The sequence below is a fragment of the Streptomyces sp. NBC_01410 genome (assembly GCF_045040195.1).
GTDB lineage: Bacteria > Actinomycetota > Actinomycetes > Streptomycetales > Streptomycetaceae > Streptomyces.
The window spans coordinates 7,392,016-7,406,038 of sequence record NZ_CP109530.1 but is presented as its reverse complement, the minus strand read 5'-3'; the positions used below and the strand labels follow the sequence as shown (position 1 = coordinate 7,406,038).

Here is a 14,023-nt window from a genome sequence, read left to right as displayed (position 1 = left end):
TTGTGTGGCCTCCCCTGTGTTCGCCCTTGGTATTGAGGAGTACCCGTGACCCTGGCCCCGGCGCTGGCGGCCCCGGCCGGACCCGCCGTGAGCTGCTCCGCCCTGCTCGCCACGACGTACCAAGGGCTCGCCGGGCTCTGCGAGTCCTTGGACGTGGACGTCACGGCTCCCGGCTCGCCGGCCGCCCAGGGGTGGGCCGACGGCGCCGAACTGGCGGAGCGTCCGGAATTCCTCGAAGCGTTCCTCGACGCCGAGGCCCGGCGTATCCAGGAGGAGCACGCCCACACGGCCCGGCGGGACGTCGCCGCGTCGCGTGCGCTGCACGGCTACCTCTGGTCCGTCTGCCTGCTGATGAGCGGCCCCTGGTATCTGGAGCGGCGCGTGCCGCGGATCCGTCCGCGCGACGTCCGGATCAGCCTCACCACCGGAGCGTTCGTGATCGTCCCGGGCCCTTTCGCCTGTCTCCCCGACGATCCGGCGGCCGGCCTTCCCGGCGCCCGCGTGGTGGCTCACGAGGAAGCGCTGCGGGCCGAGTTGCGGGCCGCGGTCGCCGACCACGTACGGCCCCTGCTCGCGGCGGTCGGTCCGCAGATGCGGCGCGGGCCGCGGGCGCTGTGGGGCATGGTCGGCGACGACCTGGTCTCCGGCATCTGGTACCTCGGCCGCATGCTGGACTTGGAGGAGCATGCGGTGCGGGCGGCCGGTGAACTGCTTCCGGGGCCTGTGCCGCCCTTCCCCGGCGGCGCCGACTTCCGTCGGCTGACGGGCCGGGCAGGGCAGTCGTATCTCACGCGGACCCGGCTGGGCTGCTGCCTCTACTACTCGATCCGCCCCGCCGAGGCCTGCGGCACCTGCCCGCGGACCTGTGACACCGAGCGGCTGCGCCGGTTCGGGGGCGACGCACCCGGCAACACCGTCAGTGCAGGTGACTGACGACGTTGACGACTCGTCCGTTGGGATCGCGTACGAAGAAGCGGCGTACGCCCCACTCCTCGTCGCGCAGCGAGTGCACGATCTCCGCTCCACGCTCCAGCATGGCCGCGTACACGGCGTCCACGTCGTCCACCTCGATGCTCAGGTCGGCCGGGACCGGCGCGGTCGCGTCGTGGGTGGCGAGGGTGACCTGGGCGGTGGGGTTGGACCGGGAAGCGAGCGTCATGACCCAGCCGTGGTTCATGACCTCCTCGAGACCGATGAGGCCGTAGAAGTCCCGGCTCTCCTCCATGGCCTCGGTTCGGATGTCGGGCACGACCCGGCGTACGGACATCGGCGCTTCCTCTCTGCGAACGGACCGTCCACGGTACGACTCCGGCGGCACGGAGGGCCCGCGAACGGTCCGTTCGGGCGTACTAGGGAGTGTCTTCGAAGTCCCGTCGTCCGCCCGAAGGGCGGGCCTGGCGGCGTCTGGTGCGTGCGATCGCAAGGCGGAGGATGGAGCCCACGCGGAGCGTAGGCGACGGACGACAACGCAGCGAGCGTGCGTGCCAGGCGTCGCCAGGCAGACGGGACTTCGAAGACACGACCTAGCTGAACGGGTCCAGCGTGATGTACGCCTGCTGCGGGTTGCCGTCGTGGACCAGCGACTCATGGGCGCCGACGTCGTCGAAGGCGAAGGCGTACGCCTTGCCGTCCACCATCTGCGCGTGGATCTTGCGGGCGTAGTGATTGGTCACCACGTCCTGGTAGAAGTTCGCCGGACCGGTGTCGGGCTGGTTGGGGTTGGTGAGGAGGGTGGAGCGGTTGAATCCTGCGCACAGCGTGCGCGAGATCGGGCCGCGCACCTGGTCGTTTGGCGCGTCCAGCCGCTTGTAGCAGCCGAAGATGCTGTCGGAGTCGGGCTTCTGGAACGAGGTGACGACCGCTCCGGAACCGTTGGTGAAGTTCATGACGCCGCCCGAGACCCTGCCGTAGTACTTGGTGCCCGGCTGGTTGGCGAAGGGTGTGACGGTCAGCGTCGAGGCGGAGTACTTGCTCCACACCCGGTTGACGTAGTCGTCCATGACACCCGCCGGCAGGGCGCCGGCCTCGATGCCGTGGCCGGGTGCGAGGGCGCGCAGGACGGTGCCGTCGGAGCGCCTCTGGATCAGGTTGCCCCAGCCGCCGGGCTGTCCCCTGAGGGCGTTGTAGAAGCCGTTGTATCCGCCGGGCTTGAGATGTCCGGTGCTCCTGGTGGCTCTGCCCGCCGGCCGGACGCCGACGGCGTACGGGGCCGAGAACATGTCGACCTGGGTGCTGTTGATCCACAGACCGGCGTCGTTGAGCGTGTACTCGGACCAGTTGAAGAGGATGTTCCGGTTCGGGTCGGTCGGATTCTGCACCGCGGGCTGCACGAGGCCGCCGGTGGTGAGCTTGAAGACGAGCTTCTGCCCGTAGGAGAAGTAGATCCTCCCGGAGAACTTGGGTATGCGGATCGTCTTGGACTGGCCGGCCGCCGGTCCGGCGATGGAGGCGTCGGGCGCGGGCGTGGGCGGGTTGCCGCCGGCGGGCCAGGCGTGGAAGGTGCCGTTCGCGTCGGCCCAGCCCTGTTGGCCCGTGGTGAGCAGCGTCCCGAGGTTGTAGATGTAGATCTGGTCGCCGCGCCCGGAGTTGTTGGTGAAGGTGAGGGGAATGGTCGCGGGGACCGCGGCCTGTGCGGGGGGTGTGGGTCCGGCCGCCGTGATTCCCGCGGCGAGCAGCACCGCGGTGACCAGTAACGCCAGGACGTTTCGTTTGGCGAGCACGCTCATCCTCCCAGTCGGGTGGAGCTGTGGGGGTCACTCTGAGAGCGCTCTCAGCGTCATCTCCCACAGCGGGAGCGTCAAGCACCTCGACAAAGCTCGGTGAACTCGCCCCGTCCCGGCGGCAGTTGCCGGTCGGAGCGATCGGCGCCGCCGCGCGGCTCGCTCCGTTCGGCCCGCCCGCACCTTCGCGCAGTGGGCGCGGCGCACTATCGCGGCGTTAATGTGGCATTTCGTTACGGCACTCAGCCGCGGTACGTCTCCAGCAGGCGCAGCCACACCTCGCTGATCGTCGGGAACGCGGGCACCGCATGCCACAGCCGCTCGATCGGCACCTCGCCCGCGACCGCCACCGTCGCCGAATGCAGCAACTCGCCCACGCCCGGGCCCACGAAGGTGACCCCCAGCAGAATCTCGCGGTCCAGGTCGACGACCATCCGGGCGTGGCCGCGGTAGCCGTCGCCGTACAGTCCGGCGCCCGAGACCGACGCCAGGTCGTAGTCGACGGCCCGGACCCGGTGTCCCGCCTCCTCGGCCTCGGCGAGCGACAGGCCGACGGCCGTGGCCTCCGGGTCGGTGAAGACGACCTGCGGGACGGCGGCGTGGTCGGCCGTGGCGGAGTGCGCGCCCCAGCGGTCGGTCTCCAGGAGCGGAACATGCTGTGCCCTGGCCGCGATGGCTGCGCCCGCGATCCGGGCCTGGTACTTGCCCTGGTGGGTGAGGAGCGCGCGGTGGTTCACATCGCCCACCGCGTACAGCCAGTCGCTGCCCTCGACCCGGCAGCTGTCGTCGACGGGCAGCCACGAGCCCGGCGCCAGGCCCACTGTCTCCAGGCCGATGCCGTCGGTGCGCGGGGAGCGGCCGGTGGCGAAGAGGACCTCGTCGGCCTCGATCCGCCCGCCGTCGCCGAGGACGAGCGTGACGGGACCGGTGCCGCCCATGCGTTCCACGGAGGTGACGGATGTGTGCGTACGGACTTTGGCACCGGCCTCGGTCAACGCCTCGATGACATGCTCGCCGACGAAGGGTTCCATCCGGGGCAGCACTCCCCCGCCCCGTACGAGCAGGGTGACCTGGGAGCCGAGCGCCTGCCAGGCGGTGGCCATCTCCACGCCGACCACGCCGCCGCCGACGACCGCGAGCCGCCCGGGCACCCGGTGGGCGCTGGTGGCCTCGCGGCTCGTCCACGCCTTCGCGCCGACCAGACCCGGGATGTCGGGCAGCACGGCACGGCTGCCGGTGGACACGACCACGGCGTGCCGGGCTGTCAGCACATGATGCTCACCCTCGGGACCGTCGACCAGGACCTTCTTGGGGCCGTGCAGTCTGCCCGTACCGCGATAGATGCGGGCGCCGATCGAGTCCAGCCAGCGGACCTGGCCGTCGTCCTTCCAGTGGGAGACGTATTCGTCACGGTGGGCCAGCACGGCCTCGGCGTCGAGCGGTCCCTGCACCGCGTGGCGGAGGCCGGGAACACGGCGGGCGTCGGCGCGGGCGAGCCCGGAGCGGAGCAGCGCCTTGCTCGGAATACACGCCCAGTACGAACACTCGCCCCCGATCAGCTCGCTCTCCACGACCGCGGTGCTCAGGCCCGCCGCCCTGGTGCGGTCCACCACGTTCTCCCCGACAGGTCCTGCGCCCAGCACCACAACGTCGTACTCCACGGCTTCCGTCATAGGGACAGTCTGGTCCCGGGTGTGCGTCCTGGCCACATGGGCAGGGGCAGGAATAGCACGGCCCCGGGCACCGTTGTCGGGGGCGAGTCCACGGACATCAGGAAGAGGTAGCGCGTCATGAGCACTGTTGAGCTCACCAAGGAAAACTTCGATCAGGTTGTAACAGACAACGACTTCATCCTGATCGACTTCTGGGCTTCCTGGTGCGGTCCTTGCCGTCAGTTCGCCCCGGTCTACGAGGGTGCCGCCGAGCGCCACCCCGACCTGGTGTTCGCGAAGGTCGACACGGAGGCTCAGCAGGAGCTCGCGGCCGCGTTCGAGATCCGCTCCATCCCGACGCTGATGATCGTCCGTGACAACGTCGCGGTCTTCGCCCAGCCCGGCGCGCTGCCCGAGGCCGCGCTGGAGGACGTGATCGGTCAGGCCCGCGCGCTGGACATGGACGAGGTCCGCAAGTCGATCGACGAGGCCCAGAGCGGCAGCGCGGGGGCGGAGACCGCTTCGGAAGCCTGACCGCCGCCGCGGCCGCCCGGTCGCCCTGGTCGTCCCGGTGCGGGACGACCAGGGGTGTCATAGGGCAACGGTGCTCACACCACGGGGACTTGATCGCAACAGCGGGGTTTCAGCGTTCTGCCGGGTCGACGACTCGCGCCGAAAGCCCGTAGTCCAGTTCCGATCCGTCAACGAGCAGCGCCTCGACCGTACGTGTGACCGGGTCGATGTCCGCCTCCAGGCCGTCGCCGGAGAAGCGCGGATATCCGGATGACCCGTACTGACCGGTGGCCACCACGACGGCCGAGCGGATGGCGCTCGCGGCCAGCTGGGCCACGTCGCTGCCCTCGACATGCTCGGGCACCACCAGGATCTCGAAGCGCTGCGGATCTGTGCTCATGCAAGAGACGCTAGACACGCACCGCGCGGCCCGCATGTCGTCGGGCCGAGGGCGTGGGGCGCGCGGGTCAGCTGGACTCGCGGAGCAGTGCCCGCGCCTCCATCAGATCGTGCCGCTCCGGCTCGGCGCCGGGGTCACGCACGACACGGTCGACGAGTTCGGCGAGCCGCTGACCGGTCACCATGTCGATCTGCACGGTGCTCAGCCGCGGCCGCAGCAGACTTCCGAGCAGCAGATCGTCCGCACCGATCACCGCGGTCCCGCCGGGGACATCGATGTTCGCGTCCTGAAGGGCCCGCATCAGGAGCATGGCGTACTCGTCGTTGTACGCGTAGACGGCATCGAGACCGAGTGCGCGCCAGCGGGCGGCGAGCCCGGCGGCCGATTCCTCGTCGTACGGCAGGGGCAGCGGCTCGATCCGGGCGCCCGTGCCCGCCGCGGCCCGCCGGGCACCTTCCAGGCGCGGCTCGGAGAACAGCTCCAGGCCCCTCTCCTGCGGCATGACGACGCCGATGGCGCGCCGGCCGCGCCCGACCAGATGCGCCACAGCGCAGTGGCCGATCTCGCTCTGGTCCATGACGAGGGAGTGGGCGCCCTCGACGCGCTGCGGTCCGAGGGTGATGACGGCTTTCGCGCCGGAGCGTTTGAGGACGTCGACACCGTACGGGGTGAGCGCGACCTCGCCGAGCGAGACGACCGCGACGGGACGCAGTTCGGCCCAGGCCCTGGCCGCCTCGTCGCCGGCGAGGCCGAGGCTGCCGTACTGCACGACGGTGTAGTCGAGGCGGCGCAGCGCCCACTGGAGCTCGTTGAAGAAGCGGCTGTAGAGCGGCCCTACGGGGAAGTGCGCGGTGGGGAGGAGCACCATCCGGGTGTGCCCGGCGCGCAGACTGCGGGCGGCCGCGTGGGGCACATAGCCGAGCTCTTCGGCGGCTTCGCGGACGCGGCGGCGGGTGGGCTCGCTGATCCGTACGGCGGAGGTGTTGTTGAGCACGTAGGAGACGGTGGCCCGGGAAACACCGGCCAGCCGGGCGACGTCGGCACTGGTCGGAACGGGGCGTTCTGCGGACTGCTTGGGTGACTGGCTCATCGCCCTCGGCATCCTTCCAGAACGGCTCCGCACGGGGTCCGGCAGATGGCCGGAAACGAGTGCCGCGCAGCATCGTCCGTATCCGCGGCGATGGTCGTGGCGGACGAGCCGAAGGAATGAGGGCGGCACCCGCCCTGCTGGAAGGACCGGGCAGGTCCTACCGTGTGGCGGGTGACGATCTCCCCTGACGCATCCCACAGCCCTGCCGAGCTGCCCGGCCAGTCCGGCCCCGCGGCCACCACCGAGGCCGATCCCGCCGAGGTCGGCCCTGTCCGCACCTCGTACGCCCCCGACCGCGACGGCGACCCCGACCCCGGCGAGATCGTCTGGACCTGGGTCCCGTTCGAGGAGCTGGACGGACGCGGCAAGGACCGTCCGGTCCTGGTGGTGGCCCGTGAGGAGGCCGGAACGCTGCTGGCCGTGCAGTTGTCCAGCAAGCGCCACGACCGGGACCGTGAGTGGGTGGCGATCGGCGTCGGGCCGTGGGACCGGGCGGGACGCGAGTCCTGGGTGGATCTGGACCGGGTGCTGCGGGTGCACGAGCGGGGTATGCGCCGTGAGGCGTGCGCGCTGGACCGGCCGCGTTTCGACCGGGTCGTGCACCGGCTGCGGGAGCGCTACGGCTGGAGCTGACCCGGCGCCCTAGAACTGGAGCTGACCGGCGAAGGCCCGGCGGAAGGCTCCGAGCGTCGGCCCGGCGGAGCTACGGTCCAGTACGGCGAAGACGATCTGCTCGAAATGGCCCGCGAAGCGGCCGTCCTCAGTGAGCAGGGCGTGGAACGCGGCCGCGACCACCGCGGGGTCGTTGCGGAAGACCCCGCAGCCCCAGGCTCCCAGCACCAGGCGCCGGTAGCCCTCCCGGGCCGCTGTCTCCAGCACCCGCTCGGCGCGCGCGGCAACCGCGGCCGGGATGCGGTGCGCCTGCTCGGGGGTCCGGCTCGTGATCACCCCGGCGTTCGGCGCGGGCGAGGTCAGAAATCCCACGGTGCATGGCTCGTCGAGGAGCCGTCCGCGGTCGTCGCGGAAGACCGGGACGCCAGGTGAGTGGATGACCCGGTCGGTGTAGAAGGGGCTGCGCTCGGCGCGGTGGTGCTCGTAGAACTCGGGGGCGCGCAGGAGCGTGGCGTAGAGCGCCGAGGCGCGGCAGAGCGCCTCTTCCTGTGCCTGCGCGCCGTTCAGATAGCCGCCGCCGGGGTTGCGCGCCGAGGCGAAGTTCAGAACGGCGACGGGGCCGCTGTCGGTCGCAGTGAGACGCCGGGCCGCCTCGGTGCTGCTCTCCCCCGTGACCTCGAAGGATGTCGTGCGGTCGGTGTCCGGCACGACGTCCACGGCCTCGGGTCCGTACATCCGGGTCCCCGCCAGTGCGGCGGCCAGCTCCCGACCGATGTCCACCGTCCGGCCGTCGGAGGCCAGGTAGTGGCCGGTCTCGACGATCTCTTCGGTCTGCCGTGCGATCCCCCGCAGTCGTGCACTCATGGCGACATCGTGGGCGTTCTGCCGCGGGCGCGGCAATCGGATTTCTTACGTCCCACGAACATCCAACGGGCACTCTTGTGCGAACCGGCGGCCTTGGCTTTAGGTTGGCAGAGTGCCTTTGAAAGAGGAACCGGACATGCACCCACCCGATGCAAGCGGCTTCGGCCACCCCATCGAGGAAGCAGAGGCAGAGGATCTGCTCCGATGTATCTGCTTCAAGAACGGCCCGCCCCGCTTCGTGGGCGTGGAGGTCGAATGGCTCGTCCATGAGCTGGAGCGGCCCGATCGCCCCGTCCCCGCCGGCCGTCTCGTCGCGGCCCACGACCAGATACGTGCTCTACAACTGAATTCGGCCCTCACCTTCGAGCCCGGCGGACAGCTGGAGCTCAGCTCGCCCCCCGCCGCTTCCCTGATGGAGTGCATCGACTCCGTCGCCGCCGATCTGGACGCCGTACGCACCGCGCTCCGCCCGGCAGGCCTCACTCTCAGCGGAATCGGGCTCGATCCCCTCAATCCGCCGCGCAGGCTGCTCCACGAACCCCGCTATGACGCCATGGAGGCGTACTTCGACCGGACAGGTGCGTCCGGCCGCGCCATGATGTGCAGTTCCGCCTCGGTCCAGGTGTGCCTTGACGCCGGTGCCGAGGAGCCGGGCCCGCTCGGGCACGGTCGTCGCTGGCAGCTCGCGCACCTGCTCGGCGCGGTGTTGATGGCGTCGTTCGCCAACTCGCCCGTACAGGGCGGGCGTTACACCGGCTGGCGCTCGACCCGGCAGGCCGTATGGTCCTCGCTCGATGCCGTACGGCCGCTCGCGCCGCCCCTCGGCGTGGAACCGCGCTCCGCCTGGACCGCGCACGCCCTGGACGCACCGGTGATGTGCATACGGGGGGACGGCGACCCGTGGGAGCTGCCCGACGGGCTCACCTTCCGTCAGTGGATACGCTCCGGCGTCGTACGCCCGCCGACCCGGCAGGATCTCGACTACCACCTGACCACCCTCTTCCCGCCCGTGCGGCCACGGGGCCATCTCGAACTGCGCATGATCGACGCGCAGCCGGGCGACGACGGCTGGATGGTGCCGCTCGCGGTCACCACGGCGCTGTTCGACGACCCCGAGGCCGCCGAGACGGTCTACCGCGTCGTGAAACCACTGGCGGAGTACGCAGGTTCGCGGCCCGCGCCGCGCAATCCGCTGTGGACCAACGCCGCACGGCACGGACTGGCCGATCCCGAACTGCACGCCGCCGCCACAACCTGCTTCGCCGTCGCCCTGGAGGCGCTCCCCCGCATCGGCGCGTCCTCCGCCGTACAGGACGCCGTCGCCGCATTCAACGAGCACTACGTCCTGCGGGGTCGATGTCCTGCCGACGAGCTGCGCATCCCCTCCCTCGGGAAGGAACCGATCAGATGACCGAAGACCTCCGGCTCCGCGCCCTGGACGCGCTGACCGCCGCCCGAGCCCGTACGGCCACGCTCACCTCGTGCGTCGACGACCATGAACTGACCGCCCAGCATTCGCCGTTGATGTCCCCGCTGGTGTGGGACCTGGCCCATATCGGCAACCAGGAGGAGCAGTGGCTGCTGCGCACCGTCGCCGGACGTGAGGCGCTGCGCCCCGAGATCGACTCCGTCTACGACGCCTTCGAGCATCCGCGGGCCCTGCGGCCCACGCTGCCGCTGCTCGCCCCGGCCGAGGCGCGCGCGTACGCCTCCGATGTGCGCGGCAGGGTCCTGGACGTCCTGGAGAGCACCCCGCTGGAGGGCCGGCCGCTTCTCGACGCCGCCTTCGCCTTCGGGATGATCGCCCAGCACGAGCAGCAGCACGACGAGACGATGCTGATCACGCATCAGCTGCGCAAGGGGCCCGCGGCCCTCACCGCGCCCGAGCCGCCGGCCGGCAGCGCGCAGGGCCTGCCCGCCGAAGTCCTGGTCCCGGGCGGCCCGTTCACGATGGGTACATCGACCGAGCCCTGGGCGCTGGACAACGAACGGCCCGCGCACCAGCGGGTCGTTCCGGGGTTCTTCATCGACACCGTGCCCGTGACCTGCGGCGCCTACCAGGCCTTCATCGAGGACGGCGGCTATACCGATCCCCGCTGGTGGGCGGCCGAGGGCTGGGAACAGATCCGCCGGCACGACATCGCCGCGCCGCTGTTCTGGCGCCGCGAGGGCGGCCAGTGGCTGCGCCGCCGCTTCGGCGTGACCGAGCCGGTGCCCGCGGACGAGCCGGTGCTGCATGTCAGCTGGTACGAAGCCGATGCGTACGCCCGCCAGGCGGGGCGGCGGCTGCCCACCGAGGAGGAGTGGGAGAAGGCCGCCCGCCACGATCCCGACTCGGGCCGCTCGCGCCGCTTCCCGTGGGGCGACGAGGATCCGAAGCCCTCGTACGCCAACCTCGGTCAGCGCCATCTGCGGCCCGCCCCGGTCGGCAGTTATCCGGAGGGAGAATCGCCGCTCGGGATACGGCAGTTGATCGGCGATGTGTGGGAGTGGACGGCGAGCGACTTCCTGCCCTACCCGGGCTTCGCGGCCTTCCCGTACCGCGAGTACTCCGAGGTGTTCTTCGGCAGCGCGCACAAGGTGCTGCGCGGCGGGTCGTTCGCCGTCGACCAGGTGGCCTGCCGCGGCACCTTCCGCAACTGGGACCTTCCGGTGCGCCGTCAGATCTTCTCCGGCTTCCGTACGGCACGGGACGCACACGTGCGGGAGGAGTCGGCCTGATGTGCCGCCATATCGCCTTTCTCGGCCCGCCGCTGCCGCTTCGGCAGCTGCTCATCGAGCCCGCGCACGGGCTGTTCAGGCAGTCCTGGGCGCCGCGTCACCAGCGGCACGGAACCGTCAACGCCGACGGCTTCGGCGTCGGCTGGTACGCCGAGGGCGACCCGGTCCCCGCCCGGTACCGGCGCCCGGGCCCCATCTGGGCCGACCTTTCCTTCGCCGATCTCGCCCGCGTGGTCCGCAGCGGCGCCCTGCTCGCCGCCGTCCGCGACGCCACCGAGGCGGGCGCGGACGGTGAGGCGGCGGCCGCGCCGTTCGCGGCCGGGCCCTGGCTGTTCAGCCACAACGGCGCGGTCACGGGCTGGCCCGGCTCGCTGGCCCCGCTCGCCCTGACCCTGCCCGCGGCCGAGCTGCTGTCGCTGGAGGCACGCTGCGACTCCGCGCTGGTGTGGGCGCTGGTGCTGCACCGGCTGCGCGAAGGCGACGAGCTCGGCCAGGCGCTGGCCGACACGGTCCGCGAGGTCGGCGAGGCCGCGCCGGGCTCCCGGCTCAATCTGCTTCTCACCGACGGAGAGACCGTCGCGGCCACCGCGTGGGGCGACACGCTCTGGTATCTGGCCGAGCCCGGGCGCCGCACGGTCGTCGCCTCGGAGCCTTACGACGACGATCCGCACTGGCGCGAGGTCCCCGACCGCACCCTGCTGGCGGCGACCCGCACCGATGTCCTTCTGACCCCGCTCAAGGAGCCACCCGCGTGAGCCCGTTCCTGCTGACCCGAACCCTGCCCGAGGACGCCACCGACGCCGCTCTGCGCGCGGACGTGCTGCACGGTCTGACCCGTACGCCCAAGACGCTGCCGCCCAAGTGGTTCTACGACGCCCGCGGCAGCGAGCTCTTCGAGGAGATCACCCGGCTCCCCGAGTACTACCCGACCCGCGCCGAGCGCGAGATCCTGCTCGCCCGCTCGACCGAGATCGCCGCGGCGACCGGGGCGCGCACCCTCGTGGAGCTGGGCTCGGGCTCCTCGGAGAAGACCCGGCATCTGCTGGACGAGCTGCCGCAGCTGCACACGTATGTGCCGGTCGACGTGAGCGAGAGCGCGCTGACCGGCGCGGCCGAGGCGCTGCTCGCCGAGCGGCCCTCGCTCAATGTCCATGCCCTGATCGCCGACTTCACCCACGGTCTGTCCCTGCCCGGCACCCCGGGACCGCGGCTCATCGCCTTCCTCGGGGGCACAATCGGCAATCTGCTGCCCGAGGAGCGCGCGGCGTTCCTGCACTCCGTGCGCTCGATGATGGACCCCGGCGACGCGCTGCTGCTCGGCACGGATCTGGTGAAGGACGAGAACGTGCTGGTGCGGGCGTACGACGACGCGGCCGGGGTGACGGCCGCGTTCAACAAGAACGTGCTGTCCGTCATCGCGCGTGAGCTGGATGCGGACGTCGACCCCGACGACTTCGAGCATGTGGCGCTGTGGGACCGCGAGCAGGAGTGGATCGAGATGCGGCTGCGGGCGCGCTCCGCACTGACCGTGAAGATCCCCGAGCTGGATCTCGTGGTGCCGTTCGAAGCGGGCGAGGAGATGCGTACGGAGGTGTCGGCGAAGTTCCGTCAGGAAGGTGTACGGACCGAACTGGCTGCGGCGGAACTCGAGCTGACGAACTGGTGGACGGACACGGAAGGCAGGTTCGCACTCTCTCTGGCGACGGCCAGCTGAGCCGCGCGGGCCAGTGAGCGGCGGTCGGGGCAGCTCCCCGCGGGGATGGCCGGCAGCAGCCGGATCTCCGCGGTGAGCCCGCCGGCCGCCACGACCCGCCACAGGGACGCGGTCAGCGAGTCCTCCCCGACGAAGGCGGCGGCGCCGGTGGGCAGATAGCTGATGCGTACGGGCTGGACGTCCGCGCCCGCGTCCAGTGCGGCCTGGAAGACGGCGGGCCTGAAGCGGCCCTGGGCCCGGCCGCACCAGGTGGAGCCCTCGGGGAAGGCTATGACGCGCGCGCCGCCGTTCATCGCGGACGCCATCTCGCGGACGGTGCCGGGCAGCGTACGCAGCCGGTCGCGCTCCAGGAAGAACGTGCCGCCGCGAGCGGCCAGCGGTCCGAGCAGCGGCCAGCGCCGGACCTCGCTCTTGGCCAGCATCCGTCCGGGCAGGGCCGCCGCGATCAGCGGTATGTCCAGCCACGAGATGTGGTTGGCGACGACCAGGGATCCCACGGTGCTCGGCGTCCGGCCCGCGCCGACGACCCGGACGCGGACGCCGAAGGCGCGTACCACCGCACGCGCCCAGCAGCGGGTCGCCAGATGACGGAACCGGGTTCCGAGTACCACCGCGAGCAGCGCGACCACCGGCCCGAGCAGAAGTCCGGCGAGGACCGTCGCGATGCCGGCGAGCAGCCGGGCGGCGGCCCTGAGCGAGCCGGCCGCCGGGCCGTGATGGGTCGCGCAGCCCCGCGGGGTGCAGGGCGCGCTGGGCAGCCAGACGCTCATCGCACCGGGGCGAGGGAGAGGAAGTGGCGCAGGTAGCGCGGGTTGGTGCGGCGCAGCGAGAGCAGCACATAGAGGTCCGCGACACCGAAGTCCGGGTCGTGGGCGGGCGCTCCGCAGACCCAGGCGCCGAGCCGCAGATAGCCGCGGAGCAGTGCGGGCAGCTCGGTGCGGCCCTCGGGGCGGGCGACGGAGTCGGGGTTCCACAGCTTGTGCGGGGTGACCCAGTACTCCTCGGGGGCGAGGTTCTTGGCCTTCACCGTGTCCCAGGTGGCCGCGGCGAGGGTGCCGCCGTCCGCGAGCGGGATGGAGCAGCAGCCGGCCAGCCAGTTGTGGCCGGTGCGGGTCATGTAGCGGGCGAGCCCGGCCCAGATGAGGGCGATGACGGCGCCGTTGCGGTGCAGGGGGTGGACGCAGGAGCGGCCGACCTCGACGAGGTCGTCGCGGATGGGGGCGAGCCTGGCCAGGTCGAACTCGGTCTCGGAGTAGAGCCGGCCCGCGACCCGGGCGCGGTCGGGCGGCAGCAGGCGGTAGGTGCCGACGACCTCTCCGGTCTCGGCCTCGCGCACGAGGAGGTGGTCGCAGTACGCGTCGAAGGCGTCGATGTCCAGACCCGGCTCGGGCCCCTCCAGCCTGGCGCCCATCTCACCGGCGAACACCTGGTGCCGCAGGCGCTGCGCGGCCCGTACGTCCTCCTCGTCCCGGGCGAGCGAGACGACGTAGCGCTGCTCGTCCCCCTCACGCAGAGGCCCGGGGGCGGGCGAGGGCAGGGGCGCGGCGAGCTGGGTGGGGAGCTGCGCGGGGACGGCGAGCGGGGCGGCGAGTGGGGCGGCGACGACAGCTGGCGATGCGGGCATGACGGTCTCCTGTGCCGGACGGAAGGGGACGGACCGCGGGTGCGGCGGCCCGGCTCCTTACTTCTTCCGTGGCTGGCTGGATTCGACATGACCGCCCGGCGGAGTGTGGATGT

The 14,023-nt window shown here is 71.6% G+C and carries 15 protein-coding genes; 7 read left to right on the top strand and 8 right to left on the bottom strand.

What is annotated here, in order from left to right:
- Positions 1-45: 45 nt before the first annotated feature.
- The gene (locus tag OG741_RS33930) at positions 46-933 is read left to right on the top strand and encodes a (2Fe-2S)-binding protein (protein ID WP_405604050.1); all 888 of its coding nucleotides are present in this window, start codon (positions 46-48) and stop codon (positions 931-933) included.
- Here OG741_RS33930 and OG741_RS33925 read toward each other — a convergent pair.
- From OG741_RS33925 to OG741_RS33915, 3 genes are all read right to left on the bottom strand, one after another.
- Positions 917-1,267, bottom strand: coding sequence for a VOC family protein (locus OG741_RS33925; protein ID WP_405604048.1), 351 nt, complete (start codon positions 1,265-1,267; stop codon positions 917-919). The genes OG741_RS33930 and OG741_RS33925 overlap by 17 nt on opposite strands.
- Positions 1,268-1,523: 256 nt before the next feature.
- Positions 1,524-2,690, bottom strand: coding sequence for a glycoside hydrolase family 64 protein (locus tag OG741_RS33920; RefSeq protein WP_405605916.1), 1,167 nt, complete (start codon positions 2,688-2,690; stop codon positions 1,524-1,526).
- Between the two features lie 272 nt (positions 2,691-2,962).
- Positions 2,963-4,393, bottom strand: coding sequence for a dihydrolipoyl dehydrogenase family protein (locus OG741_RS33915; RefSeq protein WP_405604046.1), 1,431 nt, complete (start codon positions 4,391-4,393; stop codon positions 2,963-2,965).
- A gap of 117 nt (positions 4,394-4,510) precedes the next feature.
- Between OG741_RS33915 and trxA the strand changes: the two genes are divergently transcribed.
- Positions 4,511-4,906: a thioredoxin gene (gene trxA, locus OG741_RS33910; RefSeq protein ID WP_266484006.1), complete on the top strand. Its 396-nt coding sequence runs from the start codon at positions 4,511-4,513 to the stop codon at positions 4,904-4,906.
- 109 nt (positions 4,907-5,015) lie between these two features.
- On the opposite strand, the gene OG741_RS33905 is transcribed toward trxA, so the two are convergent.
- Positions 5,016-5,285 carry a hypothetical protein gene (locus OG741_RS33905; protein ID WP_405604044.1) on the bottom strand — a complete coding sequence of 90 codons (270 nt, stop codon included), beginning with the start codon at positions 5,283-5,285 and terminating at the stop codon, positions 5,016-5,018.
- 67 nt (positions 5,286-5,352) lie between these two features.
- Positions 5,353-6,375, bottom strand: a complete 1,023-nt coding sequence (locus OG741_RS33900; protein WP_405604042.1) for a LacI family DNA-binding transcriptional regulator — start codon at positions 6,373-6,375, stop codon at positions 5,353-5,355.
- Between the two features lie 171 nt (positions 6,376-6,546).
- Between OG741_RS33900 and OG741_RS33895 the strand changes: the two genes are divergently transcribed.
- Entirely contained in the window at positions 6,547-7,008 is a 462-nt protein-coding gene (locus OG741_RS33895) for a type II toxin-antitoxin system PemK/MazF family toxin (RefSeq protein ID WP_405604040.1), read from the top strand.
- A 9-nt stretch (positions 7,009-7,017) separates the two neighbouring features.
- Here the strand turns inward: OG741_RS33895 and OG741_RS33890 are convergent, their stop codons facing one another.
- Complete coding sequence (locus tag OG741_RS33890) at positions 7,018-7,851, bottom strand: TIGR02452 family protein (RefSeq protein WP_405604038.1); 834 nt, start codon at positions 7,849-7,851, stop codon at positions 7,018-7,020.
- A gap of 136 nt (positions 7,852-7,987) precedes the next feature.
- On the opposite strand from OG741_RS33890, the gene egtA reads away from it, so the two are divergent.
- From egtA to egtD, 4 genes are read left to right on the top strand one after another with little or no spacing between them, the layout of a single operon-like run.
- The gene (gene egtA, locus OG741_RS33885; protein ID WP_405604036.1) at positions 7,988-9,262 is read left to right on the top strand and encodes an ergothioneine biosynthesis glutamate--cysteine ligase EgtA; all 1,275 of its coding nucleotides are present in this window, start codon (positions 7,988-7,990) and stop codon (positions 9,260-9,262) included.
- A complete protein-coding gene (gene egtB / locus OG741_RS33880) occupies positions 9,259-10,572 on the top strand; it encodes an ergothioneine biosynthesis protein EgtB (RefSeq protein ID WP_405604034.1) in 1,314 nt (437 codons plus the stop codon). The genes egtA and egtB overlap by 4 nt, the downstream gene beginning before the upstream one ends.
- On the top strand, positions 10,572-11,327 hold the full coding sequence (gene egtC, locus OG741_RS33875; protein WP_405604032.1) for an ergothioneine biosynthesis protein EgtC: 756 nt from the start codon (positions 10,572-10,574) through the stop codon (positions 11,325-11,327). The genes egtB and egtC overlap by 1 nt, the downstream gene beginning before the upstream one ends.
- Positions 11,324-12,286, top strand: coding sequence for an L-histidine N(alpha)-methyltransferase (egtD, locus tag OG741_RS33870; protein ID WP_405604030.1), 963 nt, complete (start codon positions 11,324-11,326; stop codon positions 12,284-12,286). Before egtC ends, egtD begins: the two co-directional genes overlap by 4 nt.
- Here egtD and OG741_RS33865 read toward each other — a convergent pair.
- On the bottom strand, positions 12,181-13,056 hold the full coding sequence (locus OG741_RS33865) for a lysophospholipid acyltransferase family protein (protein ID WP_405604028.1): 876 nt from the start codon (positions 13,054-13,056) through the stop codon (positions 12,181-12,183). The two genes, egtD and OG741_RS33865, sit on opposite strands and share 106 nt — an antisense overlap.
- Entirely contained in the window at positions 13,053-13,910 is an 858-nt protein-coding gene (locus OG741_RS33860) for a GNAT family N-acetyltransferase (RefSeq protein ID WP_405604026.1), read from the bottom strand. Before OG741_RS33860 ends, OG741_RS33865 begins: the two co-directional genes overlap by 4 nt.
- Between the last annotated feature and the right edge of the window lie 113 nt (positions 13,911-14,023).